This is a genomic window from Gordonia aichiensis, assembly GCF_039946255.1.
In the GTDB taxonomy this organism is placed as follows: Bacteria; Actinomycetota; Actinomycetes; order Mycobacteriales; family Mycobacteriaceae; genus Gordonia; species Gordonia aichiensis_A.
The window spans coordinates 92265-111633 of the sequence record NZ_JBCDWL010000014.1 but is presented as its reverse complement, the minus strand read 5'-3'; the positions used below and the strand labels follow the sequence as shown (position 1 = coordinate 111633).

The following is a 19369-nucleotide window of genomic DNA, read 5'->3' as shown; positions in this document are numbered from 1 at the left end:
TCACCACCCCGTCTCCGAGGCGACCTTCCCAGCCTAACACCGTCACCCGAAGTTCTGCAAACCGTTGGTTTCCGTTGGAAATCCGTTGATCTTCAGTTCCGAGCACCAGTAGCCGGACCCGCAAAAACCACCGCGAACCAGCCGCGGTGATCGATTTCGGGGGCTTGTCTTCGCGGCCGGGCCGCTCTGACTTCAAATAAGTTACGCACCGATGGACACAAACACAAATCCCCAGGTCAAAGCGCTCATTGCAGAGTTTCAGGCGCGCGCCAGCGCAGGGATCGGCCGTTCCGTTGGCATTCGCTGCACGCCGGCAACTGGACCCTTCGGATGGGAATTGGCTGTCACTGTGACAAAACCCGGTGTCCTTCCCCTGCCGGTTCAGAAGCCCTGTCGGACCAGCGACTCCAGAACGTTTCCGGCCGGCGGAAGTAACGAGTTTCCGATGGATGTGCACCTCATGCGCGAGCAAGGACACTGGCTGGTCTGCTGATGCAGCACGGAAACCACGACGAGACCGAGCCGGCGCACTGGTGGACCCGCCGACCGACCACCCTTCGGACAGGCGTCGGAGTACCTGATCAGTGTCCTTCGACTGGACGTCACCCCGCTTGGCACCACACCTATTCGCGGCTGTTCCGGCCCCCGGACGGCTCGCTAGGTTCGGAGCACCACCTCGGTCCAAGTGAAGGGAACACCATGAGAACTCGGAACGGTCGACGTCTCCTCACCAGCGTCCTCGCCGTCACCGCCGGTGCGGCCGTTGCCGGTGCGCTCGGTGCCGGTCCCACTGCCGCCGCCGGAACGAAGATTCTGAAGACCGACACCAGGGTGCCGAACACTGTCGTCCTCACCGTGACCAACGCCGACTCCTACAACGGGATCGACTGCTCGGTCTACGGATTCGGCCCGACCCGCTTCACCGCGCACGGGTTCAGCGTCTCCCCGCGGAACTCGAAGACGTTGACGGTCGGCTCGGTGCCGGCAGGCAACTACACGCTGAGCTGGGGCTGCGGTTCCTTCGCGCAAGAGAAGCACCTCATCACCGTGACCGGCAGGTCCTCGCTGCCTGCGAAGCCGCACATCGTGCCGAATGACTCGGTCCGACTGCCCGCCCCCGGGCCCGCGCCCCGACCGTCGCCGAAACCGGCTCCGTCCGACAACGGCTCCCTCGGCAGCTCCGTGCTGCCTCCGCTCATCGACGCCCTCCGCCCGTTCGTCCCGCCGATCGTCTTCGGGTCGCTCGCCTGACCCGAGACGTTTTCACCGGTGGTTCTCCCAGGTCACGACGCCGAAGGGGGCGGCCCGGCACGAATGCCGGACCGCCCCTTGGAGCAGGCGCGTCGCTGAGCCTGCGGTCTCCTGGCGCAGGACTGCTACCGCTGCGCGACCATCGTCGGCGTGATCGGCGACGGCAGCTGCGTCGACCCCATCAGGTACGCGTCGGCACCCGCCGCTGCGCTGCGCCCTTCCGCGATCGCCCACACGATCAGCGACTGGCCGCGACCGGCATCACCGGCGACGAAGACGCCGGGCAGCCCGGTCGCGCCGAAGTCGGCACCGCGATCGATGTTGCCCCGATCGGTGTAGGTGACGCCGTAGTCGTCGAGGAGGTCGCCCCGTTCCGGGCCGACGAAGCCCATCGCGAGCAGGACCAGGTCGGCCTTCAACTCGAAGTCGCTGTCCTCGACCTTCTCGAACCGGCCGCCGACCATCTTGACCTCGTGCGCCTTCAGCCCGGTGACGGTGCCCCCGTCGCCGACGAACGACTCGGTGTTGACACTGAACACTCGTTCACCGCCCTCCTCGTGCGCTGAGGAGACGCGGAACATCAACGGGTACAACGGCCACGGCGTCGACTCGGCGCGGGTACTCGGCGGACGAGGCATGATCTCGAACTGGTGGACCTGCGCGGCACCCTGGCGCAGCGCCGTGCCGAGGCAGTCCGCCCCGGTGTCACCGCCGCCGATGATCACCACGTGCTTGCCCTCGGCGGTGATCTGACCGTCGACGGTGTCGCCGGCGGCGACGCGGTTGGCCTGCGGCAGGTACTCCATCGCCTGATGGATGCCGTCGAGCTCGCGTCCGGGAATGGGCAGGTCGCGACCGATGGTAGAGCCGTTCGCCAGGATCACCGCGTCGAAGTCGGCGCGGAGCTGCTCGACGGTGAGGTCGACGCCGACGTTGACGCCGGTGCGGAAGAGCGTGCCCTCAGCGGTCATCTGCGCCAGCCGACGGTCGATGATCCGCTTCTCCATCTTGAACTCGGGGATGCCGTAGCGGAGCAGTCCGCCGATCCGGTCCGCACGCTCGAAGACCGTCACTGCGTGGCCGGCGCGCGTCAGCTGCTGCGCCGCAGCCAGACCGGCGGGTCCGGATCCGACGACCGCGACCTTCTTTCCGGTCTGCACGGTCGGCAGCACCGGGGTCACATAGTCCTCACCCCACGCGTTCTCGATCAGTTCACGCTCGACCTGCTTGATGGTGACCGCGGGCTGGTTGATTCCGAGCACACACGACGACTCGCACGGCGCCGGGCACAGCCGGCCGGTGAACTCCGGGAAGTTGTTGGTCGCGTGCAGCCGGTCCATGCCGGCGTCCCACTGCTCGCGATACACCAGGTCGTTCCACTCGGGAATCAGATTGCCCAGCGGACAACCGTTGTGGCAGAACGGAACTCCGCAGTCCATGCAACGGCTCGCCTGGGTCTCCAGAGTCTTCTTGTCGAAGTCGGTGTAGACCTCCTTCCAGTCGAGCAGCCGCAGTTCGACGGGCCGTCGGACCGGCGTATGCCGCTCGGTGTGCTTGAGAAAACCTCTTGGATCAGCCATGTGCCGCCTCCATGATCGCGTCGTTCACGTCTCGTCCCGAGCGCTCGGCGGCGTCGATGGCGACGAGCACTCTCTTGTAATCGCGGGGCATCACCTTCACGAAATGCCCCTGGGCGACGGCCCAGTCGTCGAGGATCGCGGCCGCGACCGTCGATCCGGTCTCGTCCCGGTGCTCGACCAGCAGGCTCGACAGCACCGACAGGTCCTCGTCGTCGAGCGCTTCGAGGTCGACCAACTCGGTGTTCAGATTCGCCTCGAACTGCCCGTGCGGGTTGTACACGTACGCCACGCCGCCCGACATGCCTGCGGCGAAGTTGTGACCGGTGCGACCGAGGATCACCGCGGTCCCGCCGGTCATGTACTCGCAGGCGTGGTCGCCGACGCCCTCGACGACGGCCTGGACACCCGAGTTGCGGACACAGAACCGCTGGCCGACCACACCGCGCAGGAAGATCTTGCCGCCGGTGCCGCCGAAGGCGATCACATTGCCGCCGATGGTGTTGTCCTCGGCGACGAACTCCGCGGGCGCCGACGCCGGCGGTCGGACCACCAGCTTGCCGCCCGAGAGCCCCTTGCCGAGGTAGTCGTTCGCGTCGCCCTCGATGCGCATGGTGATGCCGCGCGGCACGAAGGCGCCGAAGCTGTTGCCCGCCGAACCGGTGAAGTCGATCGCGATGGTGCCCTCGGGCAGCCCGGTGGCACCGTAGGCCTTGGTGACCTCGTGGCCGAGCATGGTGCCGACGGTCCGGTTGACGTTGCTGATCGGCGAGGCGAGGGTCACCCGTGTACCGGATTCGATGGCGGCGCGTGCCTTCTCGATCAGCTCGTTGTCGAGTGCCTTGTCCAGTCCGTGATCCTGCTTGCCGGAGCAGTACAGGTCCTGGTTCATGAACGGCGACTCGGGCATCGTCAGGATCGGCGACAGGTCGAGCTTGCCTGCCTTCGCGCCCTTCCAGTGCGCCATCGCCTTGGTGGTGTCGAGCGCCTCCACATGCCCGACGGCGTCCTGCAGCGTCCGGAAGCCGAGACGAGCCAGGAGTTCGCGGACCTCTTCGGCGATGTAGAGCATGAAGTTCTCGACGAACTCCGGCTTGCCGGTGAACCGCTCGCGCAGCAGCGGGTTCTGCGTCGCGACGCCGACCGGGCAGGTGTCCAGGTGGCACACACGCATCATGATGCAGCCCGACACCACCAGCGGCGCCGTGGCGAAACCGAACTCCTCGCCGCCGAGCAGCGCGGCGATCATCACGTCGCGGCCGGTCTTCAGCTGGCCGTCGACCTGCACGACGATGCGGTCGCGCAGCCCGTTGAGCAGCAGCGTCTGCTGGGTCTCGGCCAGGCCGAGCTCCCACGGAGCGCCGGCGTGCTTGAGCGAGGTCAGCGGGCTGGCCCCGGTGCCGCCGTCGTGCCCGGAGATCAGGACGACGTCGGCGTGCGCCTTCGACACGCCCGCCGCGACGGTGCCGACGCCGAGCTCGGAGACGAGCTTGACGTGGATCCGGGCGCGCGGGTTGGCGTTCTTCAGGTCGTGGATCAGCTGCGCGAGATCCTCGATCGAGTAGATGTCGTGGTGCGGCGGCGGCGAGATGAGGCCGACTCCCGGGGTGGAGCCGCGGACCTCGGCGATCCACGGGTACACCTTGTGCGGCGGCAGCTGACCGCCCTCACCGGGCTTGGCGCCCTGCGCCATCTTGATCTGGATGTCGGTGCAGTTGGTCAGGTAGTGGCTGGTCACGCCGAACCGACCCGACGCGACCTGCTTGATCGCGCTGCGCCGCCAGTCACCGTTCTCGTCGGGGCTGAACCGCAGCGGATCCTCGCCGCCCTCCCCCGAGTTGGAACGCGCGCCGAGTCGGTTCATCGCGATCGCCAGGGTCTCGTGCGCCTCGGCGGAGATGGAGCCGTAGCTCATCGCACCGGTCGAGAACCGCTTGACGATCTCGCTCGCCGGCTCCACCTTGTCGATCGGGATCGGGTCGCGGTCGCCGAAGTTGAAGTCGAACAGCCCGCGCAGGGTGCCGATCCGGGCGGCCTGGTCGTCGACCAGCTTGGTGTACTCCTTGAAGACCGAGTACTGCCCGGTGCGGGTGGAGTGCTGCAGCTTGAACACCGTGTCCGGGTTGAACAGGTGGTACTCGCCCTCGCGTCGCCACTGGTACTCGCCGCCCACCTCGAGCTCGCGGTGAGCGCGTTCGGCGGGACGGTCGGTGAACGCGAGCGCGTGCCGCTGCGCGACCTCGTCGGCCAGCTCGTCGAGCCCGATGCCGCCGAGCTGACTGTTCAGGCCGGTGAAGAACTCGTCGACGATCTCCTGGCTGAGGCCGATGACCTGGAACAACTGGGCGCCGTTGTACGACGGCACGGTGGAGATGCCCATCTTGCTCATCACCTTCAGCACGCCCTTGCCGGCGGCCTTGATGTAGTTGTTGCGAGCCTTGGTGAACCTCTCCTCATGGCTCAGCTCTTCGGTGCCGGGCACCACCAGAGCACCCGACTCCAGCATGTCCTCGATGGTCTCGAAGGCCATGTACGGGTTGATGCCGCTGGCCCCGAAACCGACGAGCAAGGCCATGTGGTGCACCTCGCGGGCGTCACCCGACTCGATGATCAGGCTGGCGCGGGTACGGGTCCGCTCGCGGACGAGATGGTGGTGGACCGCAGCGGTCAGCAGCAGCGACGGCATCGGCGCGAGGGTGTCGTCGGACTCGCGGTCGGACAGCACGATGATGCGGGCACCGTCGGCGATCGCGGCCGACACCCTGCTGCGGACGCCGTCGAGCGCACGGCGCAATCCCGCGCCGCCCTCGGCGACCGGGTACAGGCCGTGGATGTGGACCGACGGGAAGCCGGTGGCGTCGCCATCGATGTCGACCAGGCGCGAGAGATCCTCGTTGTCCAGGATCGGCTGGCTCAGGACGATCTGCTTGGCCGAATCCGGACCCGGGTGCAGCAGATCGCGCTCCCCGCCGATGCGGATGCCGAGGCTGGTGACGACCTCCTCGCGGATCGCGTCGAGCGGCGGATTGGTGACCTGCGCGAACATCTGCTGGAAGTAGTCGAACAGCATCCGCGGCCGGTTCGACAGGACAGCGACGGGAGTGTCGGTTCCCATCGAACCGAGCGCCTCGCCACCGGTGGCAGCCATCGGCCCGATCAGCAGCTTGAGGTCCTCGTTGCTGTACCCGAAGACCTGCTGGCGCAGGGTGACGCGATCGTGCGCCATATGGCCGCGCGGCGGAGCCGGCAGATCGGCGAGCGCGACCTGATTGTCGTCGAGCCACTGCTGGTAGGGAGCGGCGGCCGCGAGGGAGTCCTTGATCTCCTCGTCGGCGACGATCCGGCCGGCCGCGGTGTCGACCAGGAACATCTTTCCCGGGCGCAGCCGCTGCTTGGCGACGATGTCGGCCGGGTCGATGTCGAGGACACCGACCTCCGAACCCAGGACGACGAGCCCGTCGCGGGTCACCCAGATGCGCGACGGGCGCAGTCCGTTGCGGTCCAGGACCGCGCCGATCACCGTGCCGTCGGTGAAGCACACCGACGCCGGCCCGTCCCAGGCCTCCATCAGCGCCGAGTGGTACTCGTAGAACGCACGGTGCGCGGGCTTCATGTCCTCGGCGCGCTCCCACGCCTCCGGGACCATCATCAGCACCGCGTGCGGCAGGCTGCGACCGCCCAGGTGCAGCATCTCGAGCACCTCGTCGAACCGCGCGGTGTCCGACGCACCCGGCGTGCACACCGGGAAGATCTTGTCCAGGTCGGAGGTGGTGAATCCCGACCCGCTCACTCCGTTCCCGGCGATCAGCGCCTCCCGGGCGCGCATCCAGTTCTCGTTGCCGGAGACCGTGTTGATCTCGCCGTTGTGTGCGACGCGGCGGAACGGATGCGCGAGCGGCCACGACGGAAAGGTGTTGGTGGAGAACCGGCTGTGGACCATGCCCAGGGCGCTCTCGACACGGTCGTCCTGCAGGTCGAGGTAGAAGTCGCGCAGCTGGGGGGTGGTCAGCATGCCCTTGTAGACGAAGGTCTGACCCGACAGGCTCGGGAAGTAGACGGTCTCCCGACCGGGACCGTCCTGTCCGGCACCCTTCTCGCCCAGCTCGTACTGGACACGCTTGCGGATCACGTAGACCCGGCGCTCCAGCTCCATGATCTCGGCGTCGGTGGGCGCGGCGTCGCCGGCTTCGGGCCGGGCGATGAACAGCTGACGGATGGTCGGCATCGCATCGCGGGCCAGGGCGCCCAACGTCGACTCGTCGACCGGGACCTCACGCCACCCGAGCACCACGAGACCCTCGTCAGCGACGATCGCCTCGACGCCTTCGACGGCCGCGGCGATGTCACCGCAGGCCTGCGGGAGAAAGGCGATACCGGTGGCGTATGTCCCCGGCGCCGGCAAGGTGAAGTCGACGGCCTCGCGCAGGAACCGGTCGGGCACCTGAATCATGATTCCGGCGCCGTCGCCGGTGTTGGGCTCGGCGCCTGCCGCGCCGCGGTGTTCGAGGTTGACCAGCGCGGTGATCGCCTTCTCGACGATGTCGCGGCTGCGACGACCGTGCATGTCCACGACGAATGCGACGCCACATGCGTCATGCTCATTGGCCGGATCGTAGAGCCCGACGGGCCCCGGCAAGTGCTTCATGAATCTGCCTACTCCGCACGCGACGCTGCGTACTAAACGTACTGGAGAGTCCCGGATCAGAAGTCGGCGCGGACCAGCCGCACCGCCCGGGGAATTCAGCTTCATTGCTGGCCCGCTCAAGCCACAGGGGACAAACCCTGGACACAAGCGCAGTGGTCCTAGTATTCCACTCCGGCCCCGTTGAGGCAAAAAGAAGATATGGTCTCACCGTGTATTCCACGTCACAGTCGCAGCGTGGTCCGTCGCTGCGCGCCCGCGCGTTCGCCACCTCGACCGTCGCCTCGCGACCCCTGATGGCAGCCGCCGGACGCGGGGCCGTCGCCGGCCCCCGACTACTGACCCTCGCCCGGTCGAGCGTCAATCGCGGCCTGTCGTTGGCGAGCCCGGTCCCCCGCCGAACACAGATCACCGCGCTGCGTGCACGCACCGAATCCGGCCAGATCCGCGGCGAGTGGGTACACCAGCGCAGCGGGCTCGGCGGCGGCATCCCACGCCCGGCGTCCGGGACGTCGATGGTCTACTACCTGCACGGCAGCGGCTACGTCATCTGCTCCGCGCGCACCCACCGCGGACTCGTCGCGCGGCTGACCGGGCGCTCGGGCATCGGCGCGTTCAGCCTCGACTACCGGCTCGGCCCGGAGTACCGGTGGCCGAGCGCCGGCGACGACGCGGTCCGCGGCTATCGCTGGCTGCTGGCGCAGGGATTCGACGCCAAGCAGATCATCGTCGCGGGCGACTCCGCCGGCGGACACCTCGCGCTCGACCTGTTGGCTGCCAATCACCGGGACGGCGTGCCCCAACCGCGGGCGATGGCGCTGTTCTCCCCGCTGTACGACCCGTCATTCGAGCTCGCCTGCGCGCTGGAGGCCAGCGGCGTACGCGATCCGATCATCGACGCGGCCGCCGCGCAGCGCTTCCTCCGGCTGTACACCGGTGACGCCGATCCCGACGATCCGCGCATGCGCGTGCAACTGTCGGCCGACATGGACCTTCCGCCCACCTTGATCCAGGTGGGTTCGCGCGAAGTGATGGCCGACGACGCCCGCGCGATCCACCGCCTCCTGACCGAGGCCGGCGGCCAGTCGGAACTGCAGGAATGGCCCGGTCAGGGCCACGTCTTCCAGATGTTCCCGTACTTCACCCCCGAATCGCGCACCGCCGTCCGCGAGGCGGCGAACTTCATCGCCGCACACAGTCGCACGCTCGCCTGATCTACTGCGGCGCCGGTCGGAACGGACCGAATCCGAGCACCTCGGCCGCGACCCCGACCGTGGCAGGATCGGCAACATCCGGCGTGACCGCGGCCGGCCCGCCCCGCGAGCACGAAAGCCGGACGGCGTCCTCCCCATCGGGGAGGACGCCGTCAAGCGTTCACACGGGTGTTCTCAGTGCGCGGTCACCGCGGGGCAGGCAGTCCGGCCTCGCCCGGCAAGGTCTCCGCGTGGGTGTCGCGGCCGCCGTTGCGGCGCTGGTAGATGAGCCCGGCGATCACCGCCGCGATGGTCACGATCGTGGTCAGCGCCAGCGATTCCCGACTGTCGTCGCGCATCGCCATTCCGACGATCACGGCGCCGAGAACGATCAGCACCAGGACGTTGAGCACCGGGAAGAGCCACATCTTGAAGTCGAGCCCGGCACGCTGCTCGGCCGTCAGATTGCGGCGACTGCGCATGTGGGTGACGGTGATGATGATGTAGACGACCACGGCGATCGACCCGGACGAGTTGAGCAGGAACTGATAGACGGTCGCCGTCGGCAGCGCGTAGTTGGCGAACACGGTGAACAGCCCGACGCTCGATGCCGCGAAGACGGCGAAGATCGGAACTCCGCGAGAAGTGGTGCGGCGCAGCAGTTTCGGCGCCTCTCCTCGGTCGGCGAGCGAGAACAGCATGCGCGACGACGAGTAGATGCCCGCATTCAGGCACGAGAGCACGGCCACCAGGACGATGACGTTCATGATGGTGCCCGCGTACGGGATGCTCAGATGGTTGAGCACTGCCGAGTACGGCGATTCGGCGACGTCGGTGGAGTTCCACGGGAGCAGCACGACAATCACCGCGATCGAACCCACGTAGAACAGCAGGATCCGCCAGACGACGCTGTTGATGCCGGCCTTCACGGCCTTGACCGGGTTCTTGGCCTCACCGGCGGCGATGGTCACCGCTTCGGTGCCGAAGAACGAGAAGAACACGATGAGTGAGGCCGTCAGGACGGCGGTCCACCCCATCGGGGCGAATCCGCCCTGGCCGGTCAGATTCGTCATGCCCGGCGCATCCGCACTCGGCAGCAGCCCGAAGATCGCCGCGACGCCGAGCAGCAGGAAGACGACGATGGCCGCCACCTTGATCATCGCGAACCAGTACTCGAAGGTGCCGAAGTTCTCGACCCGGGTGAGGTTGACGCTGATCAGGACCGCCATGTAGACGAGCGCGGCCAGCCAGGTGGGTATCGCGGGGAACATCTGGTGGGTGACGGCGGCGCCGACGACGGCTTCGAAGCCGATCGTCACGCACCACTGGTAGGCGTACAGCCAGCCCACCGACAGGCCGGCCCACGGGCCGAGTTCGCGGCTGGCGTACGACGAGAACGAGCCGGTGGCCGGATTGTTCACCGACATCTCGCCGAGCATCCGCATCACGAGCACGATCAGCACACCGATGGCGGCGTACGAGACGAGCACCGCGGGGCCGGCGTTCTGGATGGCGGTGCCGCTGCCGACGAACAGACCGGCGCCGATGACGCCGCCGATCGCGATCATCGTCATCTGCCGCTCGGTCAACGCACCACGGAGCCGTTCCGTGGCCGACGCCGAGGTGGACGGCGATTGCAAGTGATCCATAGGGGTTCTCCGAGTCACTGTGGGGAGGATTACAGGGGAGGGTCAGGATTAACAGTGTGGCCGATCACAGCAAGAAATGCAAAATAATTTGCATCAGTCACGATCGATGCATGTGATTCCTGCAGATTTTGGGTTACCGTGGACGTGAAGCCAGTCACGTCAGACCGACCGGCACCGACAGTGAGGAACCGAAGAATGACCGATGTCACCATCCGCGAGCAGTCGATCGCAGGCATCGACTGGCTGGTCGTGAGCGGCCCCCGAAGCGATGCCTTCCGCGCCCTCGGCGAACACGCTCGCGACAGCATCGCCGCAGTTCAGGACGCCATGCCCGAGCGCGCCGGCCTACAACGATTCACCACCACCGACAAGGGCCGCGCGGCGCTGGCCGCCGTCACCGACGCCTCGGCCGCCGACCAGCCCGGCCCCCTGGCCGACCTGCGGGCCCTCGCCGAGGGCTCCGGACAGGACTTCGAGGCCCTGCTGCTGGCGAACTTCCGCGGCGACCTCGGCTACGACGACGGCACCGGCTGCAGCGACCTCGCATGGTCTCGCGAATCGGCGTTCATCGCCCACAACGAGGACGGGGCGCCCGGCCTGGACGGCCACTTCCGCTTCGTCACCCTGCTCCTCGACGGCGAGCAGCCGGTCACCGCGCAGTGGTACCCCGGCTTCCTTCCGTCGAATGCCTGGGCGGTCAACGCCGCAGGCCTGGCGTGGGGCATCAACCACGTGCAGGTGGCCCACCCGACCGTCGCGGCAGGTCGCCACTATGTGGCACGCGGACTGCAGGGCGCGAAGAGTCTCGACGACGCCGTCGCCTACCTGCGCGAGCATCCGATCGCCGGCGGCTTCACGTTCACCATCGGCGAGTCGGGCACCGGACGGTCGGTCACCGTCGAATCGGCGGCCGGACAGATCGCCACGCGCACCCCGACCGCCGAGTCCCCGCTGGTGTGGCACACCAACCATCTGCGTTTCCTGCCGACCGAGATCGATGCGCCCGCCTCCCAGTCGCTCGACCAGGCCACCTCGCACCTGGGCCTGTACGACGAGAGCGTCGACCGCGGCCGGGTGCTCGACGGTCTGGCGCTGCCTGCGGGCGAGCCCGACGTCGCGTGGTTCACCGAGCTGATGTGCGACAACCCGATCCCGTGCGGCGGCGTCCACCGCACCGCCGAGGGCGACGACCCGCTGACCACGCTGTGCACCACCATCGTCGACCTGCACGCCGGGCGCGTGCACCTGCGGTCCCCGCACGGCACCTCGTCGATCGCGGTCGCGGACTTCGCGAACGGCCTCGGCTAGTCCGGTCGCCGACGGCCGACGCAGGACACTAGTCGGCGTCGGCGGCGTAGTACGTCTCGAAGCTGCTCAGCAGTCCCTCCTCCTCGAGGAGGGACTCGCGGGCGCTGTGTCCCATCTGCTGCGCGACGCTCGCCGCCAGCGCCTGGACCAGCACCGTGAAGGCGGTCATCGACCGGAGCACCGAGGGGCTGGCGGCCTCGAGGTAGAAGACGTCGTGACCGCTCACCGCCAGCGGCGAACTGGGGTTGTCGGTGAGGGTGATGACGTGGGCGCCCCGCTCGCGGGCGCTCTGCGCGCTGCGCACCGTCTCCATCGAGTACCGGTGAATCGACACTGCGACGAAGCAGTCGCCTTCGCGGATGTGCCGGATGTCGTCGGTGAGTCCGCCGAAGCTGCCGGTGACCACCGAGACCTCCTCGCGGAGCATCCCCAGCAGGTAGCCCAGCAGATACGCCGGCGCGAAGGTCTTGCGCTGGCCCATGACGTGCACGCGCGGCGCGGAGGCCAACGCCTGCACCGCGGACTCCCAGGTGGAGTCGCTGATCTGCGCGAAGGTCCGCGCCACGTTGGTCTGGTCCATCGCCACCGCGCTGGCGCGCAGGTCGCCGTCGAGGTTCTCCAGATTCTCGAAACGGCGAAGCAGCTGCGCCTGCTCGCGCAGCCGTTCCCGGCACAGTGCGACGAGCCCCGGGAATCCCTTCAACCCGAGGCCGCTGGCGAACCTGACCACCGTGGCCTCGTTGACGTCGACGGCCGCCGCCAGCTCCGAGACGGTCATGAACGCCACGCTCTCCGGATCGACCATCACCCGCTCGGCGATGCGCTTGTGCGACGGCGACAGGGCCTCCATCCGAGCGTGGAGCAGCACGAGGAGTTCCTCGAACGTCGTCGGCGCATCGGCGGCCGCCACCTTCTTCGCCATCGTCTTCCTCTCGGCTGTGTCTGATTTCCAACGGTACTAGCGCCCTTTCAACGCTACTGGGGGGTCGACGAGGCTTCGTCGACCCCATCGTAAGAATTGCACGGCCGAACCATTCTGCAATTTTTATTGCATTTCTTGTCGTTCTCTAGTTGAATGGGACGCACCTGCCGTGGTGAGTGATTTCCGCGACAGTCACCTTCCCCGCACGCCTGCCACTCTCGAAACCAGGAGGCCTCCGATGACCCCCGTGCTCACGACGGTCGACGGATCCGTCCAGACCATCGCCTTCAACCGGCCCGACCGACTCAACGCCGTCAGCGAAGAGCTGTACGAGCAGACCATCGTCGCGCTGCGCGCCGCCGACGCCGATCCCGCGATCCGCGCCGTCGTGCTGACCGGCACCGGCCGCGCATTCTGCGTCGGCGCCGACCTGAAGGCCCACGATGCAGGCGGCCGCACCCCGGAACGCCAGCGGTACTACACCGATCTGGGTCAGCGCGTGTGCGAACAGATTCAGACCATGTCGACCCCGGTCATCGCCGCCGTGGCGGGCTACGCACTCGGCGCGGGCGCCGAGATGGCCGTGAGCGCCGACTTCCTGCTGATGGCCGAGGACGCCAAGATGGGCTTCCCCGAGGTCTCGATCGGCACCTACGTGGGCGGCGGCGTCACCCATCGCCTCCCCCGCCTGGTGGGACTGCGGCGCGCCACCGACCTGTTGGTCCTCGGCGACCGGTTCACCGGCGAGCAGGCCGCCGAGTGGGGCCTGGCCTACCGCGCGGTCCCGCTCGAGGAGTTGACCGCCGCGGCCCACGAGCTGGCCGCCAAACTCGCCGCCAAGGCACCGCTGTCGATGGCCAAGATCAAGGCCGCCCTGTACCGCGACGACGACATCGAGACCGCCCTGGCCGACGAGCCCCGGCAGCTCGTGGAACTGATGGGCACGTACGACTGGGCCGAGGGCGTCGCCGCCTTCGCCGAGAAGCGCGACCCCGTCTTCGAGGGCCGGTGACGACATGACCACCGTGAATCCCGTTCTCGACCCCGCCCGCCAGAACCTCGATCCCCTCGACCGTCTGCTGGATCCGCAGTCGATCGCCGTGATCGGCGCCTCGACCAACCCGGCCAAGCGCGGCTACCAGGCCATCCGAGCACTGCAGGACGCCGGCTACGCCCACCCCGTGTTCCCGGTGAACCCCACCGCCGACACCATCCTCGATCTGCCGGTGACCTCGGCGATCACCGACCTTCCGTACGGCGTCGACGCGGCGCTCATCGCGCTGCCCGCAGCCGCCGTGCCGGACGCCCTGCGCGACTGCGCGCGCGTCGGCATCCCCGGCGCGATCGTGCTGGCCAACGGCTTCAAGGAGACCGGTGACCGCGGTGCCGGAGCCGAGGCCCGCCTGCTCGAAGCGATCGCCGAGACCGGCGTGCGGGTGATCGGACCCAACACCTCCGGCATGCTCAACGTCAGCTCCGGCGCCAACCTCGTCGGCCTGCCCGGCGTGCCCGACGGCCCGGTCAGCATCGTCACCCAGAGCGGAAACATGCTGCTCTCGCTGGTCAACGACGACCGCCAGCTCAAGGGCCCGGGCTTCCACGCCTACGTGGGTCTGGGCAACCAGTCCGACGTCCGCTACGACGAGTGCATCACGGCGCTGGCCCGCCAACCGGAGACCGGCGCGGTGGCCCTGCATTCGGAGGGCTTCGTCGACGGCCGCGCCGTGCTCACCGCCCTCGCGGCGACGACGCCGACCACCCCGGTGGTGCTCCTGCGCGGCGGCCGGTCGGAGATCGGCCAGCGCACGGCCCTCTCGCACACCGGCTCCATCGCCGGCTCGGACGCGGTGGCCACGGCAGTGCTCCGACAGGCCGGTGCCGAACTGGTCGACCGATCCGACGAACTGGCCGTCATCGCGGGCACCCTGGCCACCACGGCGGCCCTGCCCGCGGGCAAGAAGGTCGCGATCCTCAGCGACGGCGGCGGCCACGCCACCCTCGCCGCCGATGCGCTCGCCGACGCCGGCGTCCCGCTCGCCGAACTTGCCGACGAGACGCAGGCCGCGTTGCGTCACAAGCTCGGCACCGCTGCGGCCGTCCACAATCCGGTCGACGTCGCCGGCGCCACCGACGCCGACCCGACGGTCTTCGCCGACTGCGTCCGCACGCTGGTCGCCGATCCCGAGGTCGGCCTGGTCCTGATCGTCGGCCTGTTCGGCGGCTACCACGTGCGGTTCGACCCCCGACTGGCCGACGCCGAGGACGCCACCGCGCGCGACCTGCTGGAGATCTCGGCCGACTCGGGCATCCCGCTGCTGGTGCAGAGCTGCTACGCGGCAGAAGACCTGGCCAACCACGGCGTGCTGCGCGCCGGCGGCGTCCAGGTGGTCTCGTCCATCGACCACGCGGTCCGCGCGGTCACCGCGCTGTACCGCCGCGGTCGCCGGATCGCCTCGGCATCGGAGCGGTCGACGCTGGCACTGCCGGCACCGACCGGCCCGACGCTGCCCGCCGGCGTCCTCGACGAACCCGGTGCGCGCCGTCTGGTGGAGGCCGCAGGCATCGACGTGGGGCCCTGGACGCTGGCCGACTCGCCGGAAGCCGCCGCCGCGGCCGTCGCCGAGCACGGCGTGCCGTGCGCGCTCAAGGTGGTCTCGGCGCAGGTCCTGCACAAGTCCGACGCCGGCGGCGTGATCTTGAACGTGACCGCCGACGATGCACGCGAGCGCGCCGCCGCCATGCTCGAGACCGTGCTCTCGCACGTCCCCGACGCGGTGATCGACGGCATCGTCGTCACGCCGATGGCCGAGCGCGGCGTCGAACTGCTGGTCGGCGCCACGCAAGACCCCATCTACGGTCCGGTCGTGGCCTTCGGCACCGGCGGTGTGCTGGTGGAGGCCCTGGCCGACGTCACCTTCCGCGCCGCGCCCTTCACCGAGCTCGAAGCCCTGGAGATGATCGACGAGACCGTCGCATCGCGGATGCTCGACGGCTACCGGAACCTGCCCGCCGTCGATCGCGGCGAACTGGCCCGCTTCCTGGTCCGGGTCGGCGACATCGTCGCCTCGACCCCCCAGATCAGCGAGCTCGACCTCAACCCCGTCATCGCCTCGGGCACCACAGTGCTGCCGGTGGACGTCCGCGTCATCCTGTCCGAATGAGCCCCAACAACCATCCCGGAGCTGATCCCATGACCACTTCTCCCCTGCTGATCGAGCGTGACGGCCACGTCGTCACGTGGACCCTCAACACCCCCGAGACGCGCAATCCCATCTCCGAGCCCGACATGGTCGAGGCGATCGAGAACGCGGTGGCCGACGTCGCCGCCGACCCGACCGTCCGCGTCGCGATCCTCACCGGTGCCGGTTCGGCGTTCTCCTCCGGCGGCAACGTCAAGCACATGCGCGACAAGACCGGCATGTTCGGCGGCACCCCCGCGGAGCTGCGCCAGGGTTACCGGCACGGCATCCAGCGCATCACTCGCGCCGTGTACCACTGTGAGATCCCGATCGTGGCCGCCGTGAACGGTCCGGCGATCGGCGCGGGCTGCGACCTGTCGCTGATGTGCGATCTTCGCGTCGCCAGCACCACCGCGCGGTTCGCCGAGAGCTTCGTCAAGGTCGGCATCATCCCGGGCGACGGCGGCGCGTGGCTGCTGCCCCGGATCGTCGGTGCGGCCCGAGCCGCCGAGATGGCGCTCACCGGCGACGCGATCAATGCGGCGACCGCCCTCGACTGGGGTCTGGTCTCCTCGGTTCACGAGCCCGACGAGCTGCTCGCGGCGGCTCGGACGCTCGCCGATCGTGTTGCGGTGAACCCGCCGCAGGTGATCCGCATGACCAAGCGGCTGCTGCGCGAGTCCCAGCACCAGAGCCTGGAGTCGGCGCTGGAGTTCGCGGCGGCGATGCAGTCGATCGCGCACCAGACCAGCGATCACCTCGAAGCGGTCAACGCCATGCTCGAGCGTCGCGACCCGGAGTTCACCGGGCAGTGACGGCCTCGGCCCACGGCGGCCGATCGACTGACTGACGGACCGGGTTTCGACGCCCGGTCCGTCTGTCATCGGCGGGAGAAGTCGGCGGGCACCGCATAGGATCACCGCATGCAACGATTCCTGCTGTCGGTGATCGCGGTCGTCGCCACCGCGGTCGGCGTGCTCTGGCCGGTCGCCGCCGGATGGGGGTCGTCGTCGAGCGGCACCGCCGACCCGGTGGTCGTCTCCGACTACACCGCCGACTACCAGTTGGCGCGCGACGGCGAGTTGACCGCCACCGAGACCCTGACGACGGAGTTTCCCGGCGGGCGCCACGGGATCTTCCGGTTCTGGGACCTGTCCGACGCGGGTGATGTGAACAAGGGTGTGCGGTACCTCCCCGAGGACATCCGCATCACCATGGACGGGCATGCGGTCCCGGTGTCGATGGGCACCGAACAGCAGGGCCGGTTCAAGGTGGCGAAGATCGGCGACCCGAACTCCTTCGTCGCCCCCGGCACCCACACCTATCAGATCTCCTACCGCATCGCCGGGACCATCGCCAACGGTGATCCGGGACGCTTCGTCTGGCGCGTGGTCGCCAACGGCTGGTCGATGCCGATCGACCGGTCGACCAGCACCGTTCACTTCCCGCAGGCGCCGACATCGTTCGCGTGCAGCACCAACGACGGCTCGCCGTGCACGGTGAGCGAACCCGATCCGACGACCCGCGTGGTCATCACCGGGCCCCTGGCCCCCAACGTCGGTGTGGCGGTCAAGGCCGACCTGCCCTTCCCCGGCCCGGGCCGCACGCAGGTGCCCTGGGGCATCGGGTGGGATCCCGTGCTCGGCCGCTCGGTGGCGATACCGATCGGGTTCGTCGTCTTGTCGCTGCTGACCTTCGGCGGCGGCTTCTACTGGATGCGCCGCAGCCGCGAGCAGACGCCGCTGCTCCCGGTGATGTACGAGCCGCCCGCCGACCCGCAGACTCCGAGCCGGCGGCTGGGACCGGCCCAGACGTACTACGTCGCCTACGAGGCGATGCCGAAGAAGGCACTGGTCTCGACCCTGTTCCACCTCGCCGAGCAGGGCCACGTGAAACTCGACCGGTCCGGGAAGAAGGACTGGACCGTCACCTCGCAGCTCACCCCGGAGCGCTTCGCGTCCCTCGACCCGGCCGCCAACGCGGTCGTCGCCTCGCTCGGCCTCTCGCACGCCGGCTCGACCTTCCGCGCCGACGGATCCAAGGACGCGGGACTGAAGCTGTCGAAGGCGACGACCGAACTCGAGGCGGCCACCCGCGGGTGGGGAATCCTCAGCGGCACCCTCACGCGCAGCCCGCTGGAGATGACCGGTCGCGTGGCCGTCGCCGCCGCGGCCGTCCTGGCCGCGGCGCTGATGATCTTCCAGGTCCTGCCCGCGACGATCATGGCGCTGCCGGTGGCGGCCTTCGCGATCGGCGGCGCGGGCCTGTTCGCGCGGGGCGTCGGGACGCGCCGCACCCGCCTCGGACGGGAGGTGTGGTCTCGCGCGGGCGGTTTCGAGCGGCTGCTGTCGACGACGTCGAACCAGGAGCGACTCGACTTCTCTGCCCGCAAGGAGCTCTTCACCAGCTACATCCCGTACGCGATGGCGTTCGACTGCGCCGACGCCTGGGCCGCCAAGTACCGCTACGCCACCGGCCAGGAGCCGCCCGACCCGGTGTGGTTCCCGGGCTTCTACATGGGCGGCTCGCACGGCCTGTTCGGCGGCGGCTCGGGCTTCGACAGTTTCGAGTCGAGCCTGTCGTCGTCGCTGTCGGCGTACAGCTCGTCGCAGTCCTCGAGCGGCGGCGGCGGGTTCGGCGGCGGCTTCGGCGGAGGCGGTGGCGGCGGTGGCGGCGGTGGATCCTGGTGAACGCGCCGCGCCGCGACCGACGCCCGACGGCACATCGTGACAAGCTCTGTGAAAGCCCCCGAAAGAAAGAGGCACCCTAGTGATCTGGGCATTGATCATCATCGTCGTCCTGCTCGTCCTCCTCGCGGCCTTCGTGATGGTCGGCTTCAACAAGCTGCGCAAGGCCGACATCACCGCGCAGGAGGCGCTCGGCGGCATCGACGTGCAGCTGACCCGGCGCGCCGACCTGATCCCCAACCTGGTCAATACCGTGAAGGGGTACGCCTCCCACGAGTCGGGGGTCCTGGAAGCGGTGACCGCCGCGCGCGCCGGTCTGCAGCAGGCGGCGCAGGGATCATCGGTGCAGGCCAAGGCCGCTGCCGAGGCGCAGATGAGCGGCGCGCTCGGTCGGCTGTTCGCCGTCGCCGAGAACTACCCGCAACTGCAGGCCGCCCCCAACTTCGCGGCGCTGCAGACCGAGCTCGCCGAGACCGAGAACAAGCTCTCGTTCGCGCGCCAGTACTACAACGACGCCGTCTCGCGCCTCAACCAGGCGGTGCAGACCATCCCGTGGATGCTGTTCGCCGGCATGGCCGGGGTCCGCACCCGCGAGTTCTACCAGGCGCCGGCCGGGCAGGAGCTGCCGCCGCAGGTTCAGTTCTGAGCCGACCGGCGGGTACGCGGCGGTGGGCGTCTCAGGGCTCCCACCGTCGGCTGGCGCTCGGATATCGCACCCGCAGGTAGCTGTAGAGGTACCAGCTGACCAGCAGGGCGATCGCCGAGCCGAGCGCCCACCACAGCCACCCGTTCAACAGGCTCAGCCGCACCGCCGCCACCAGCCAGGCCAGCACGAAGAAGACGGTCGCGATGGTCGCCAACAGTCGCACGGTCAACACCAGAGTGGCCGCGATCGACCAGATGGCCCGCCGCCCGACCTCGTGTTCGGGGTCATCACCCATACCGCAAGCTTAGTGTCGCA

At 68.8% G+C, this 19369-nt stretch carries 13 protein-coding genes; 8 read left to right on the top strand and 5 right to left on the bottom strand.

Annotated elements, in window-relative coordinates; all coding sequences use genetic code 11:
• Window positions 1–699: 699 nt before the first annotated feature.
• The gene (locus tag AAFO60_RS15810; protein WP_347957177.1) at window positions 700–1251 is read left to right on the top strand and encodes a hypothetical protein; all 552 of its coding nucleotides are present in this window, start codon (window positions 700–702) and stop codon (window positions 1249–1251) included.
• 125 nt (window positions 1252–1376) lie between these two features.
• On the opposite strand, the gene AAFO60_RS15805 is transcribed toward AAFO60_RS15810, so the two are convergent.
• Window positions 1377–2831 (bottom strand): glutamate synthase subunit beta, encoded by a 1455-nt coding sequence (locus AAFO60_RS15805; protein ID WP_347957176.1) that lies wholly within the window; start codon window positions 2829–2831, stop codon window positions 1377–1379.
• Window positions 2824–7473, bottom strand: a complete 4650-nt coding sequence (gene gltB / locus AAFO60_RS15800) for a glutamate synthase large subunit (RefSeq protein WP_347957175.1) — start codon at window positions 7471–7473, stop codon at window positions 2824–2826. The genes AAFO60_RS15805 and gltB overlap by 8 nt, the downstream gene beginning before the upstream one ends.
• Before the next feature lie 209 nt (window positions 7474–7682).
• Between gltB and AAFO60_RS15795 the strand changes: the two genes are divergently transcribed.
• The gene (locus AAFO60_RS15795) at window positions 7683–8684 is read left to right on the top strand and encodes an alpha/beta hydrolase (protein WP_347957174.1); all 1002 of its coding nucleotides are present in this window, start codon (window positions 7683–7685) and stop codon (window positions 8682–8684) included.
• Between the two features lie 185 nt (window positions 8685–8869).
• Here AAFO60_RS15795 and AAFO60_RS15790 read toward each other — a convergent pair whose 3' ends face one another.
• Window positions 8870–10312, bottom strand: a complete 1443-nt coding sequence (locus tag AAFO60_RS15790; protein WP_347957173.1) for an amino acid permease — start codon at window positions 10310–10312, stop codon at window positions 8870–8872.
• 195 nt (window positions 10313–10507) lie between these two features.
• Between AAFO60_RS15790 and AAFO60_RS15785 the strand changes: the two genes are divergently transcribed.
• Window positions 10508–11620 (top strand): C45 family peptidase, encoded by a 1113-nt coding sequence (locus AAFO60_RS15785; RefSeq protein WP_347957172.1) that lies wholly within the window; start codon window positions 10508–10510, stop codon window positions 11618–11620.
• Between the two features lie 28 nt (window positions 11621–11648).
• On the opposite strand, the gene AAFO60_RS15780 is transcribed toward AAFO60_RS15785, so the two are convergent.
• Window positions 11649–12542 (bottom strand): MurR/RpiR family transcriptional regulator, encoded by an 894-nt coding sequence (locus tag AAFO60_RS15780; RefSeq protein ID WP_347957171.1) that lies wholly within the window; start codon window positions 12540–12542, stop codon window positions 11649–11651.
• Window positions 12543–12780: 238 nt separating this feature from the next.
• On the opposite strand from AAFO60_RS15780, the gene AAFO60_RS15775 reads away from it, so the two are divergent.
• The 5 genes from AAFO60_RS15775 to AAFO60_RS15755 all read left to right on the top strand — a co-directional run bounded on the left by AAFO60_RS15775 (window position 12781) and on the right by AAFO60_RS15755 (window position 19054).
• A complete protein-coding gene (locus AAFO60_RS15775; protein ID WP_347957170.1) occupies window positions 12781–13554 on the top strand; it encodes an enoyl-CoA hydratase/isomerase family protein in 774 nt (257 codons plus the stop codon).
• Window positions 13555–13558: 4 nt separating this feature from the next.
• Window positions 13559–15703 (top strand): acetate--CoA ligase family protein, encoded by a 2145-nt coding sequence (locus AAFO60_RS15770; protein ID WP_347957169.1) that lies wholly within the window; start codon window positions 13559–13561, stop codon window positions 15701–15703.
• 29 nt (window positions 15704–15732) lie between these two features.
• A complete protein-coding gene (locus AAFO60_RS15765) occupies window positions 15733–16536 on the top strand; it encodes a crotonase/enoyl-CoA hydratase family protein (protein WP_347957168.1) in 804 nt (267 codons plus the stop codon).
• 108 nt (window positions 16537–16644) lie between these two features.
• On the top strand, window positions 16645–18411 hold the full coding sequence (locus AAFO60_RS15760) for a DUF2207 domain-containing protein (protein ID WP_347957167.1): 1767 nt from the start codon (window positions 16645–16647) through the stop codon (window positions 18409–18411).
• A gap of 79 nt (window positions 18412–18490) precedes the next feature.
• A complete protein-coding gene (locus AAFO60_RS15755; RefSeq protein WP_347957166.1) occupies window positions 18491–19054 on the top strand; it encodes a LemA family protein in 564 nt (187 codons plus the stop codon).
• Window positions 19055–19085: 31 nt separating this feature from the next.
• Here the strand turns inward: AAFO60_RS15755 and AAFO60_RS15750 are convergent, their stop codons facing one another.
• Entirely contained in the window at window positions 19086–19349 is a 264-nt protein-coding gene (locus AAFO60_RS15750; RefSeq protein ID WP_347957165.1) for a hypothetical protein, read from the bottom strand.
• Window positions 19350–19369 lie beyond the last annotated feature (20 nt).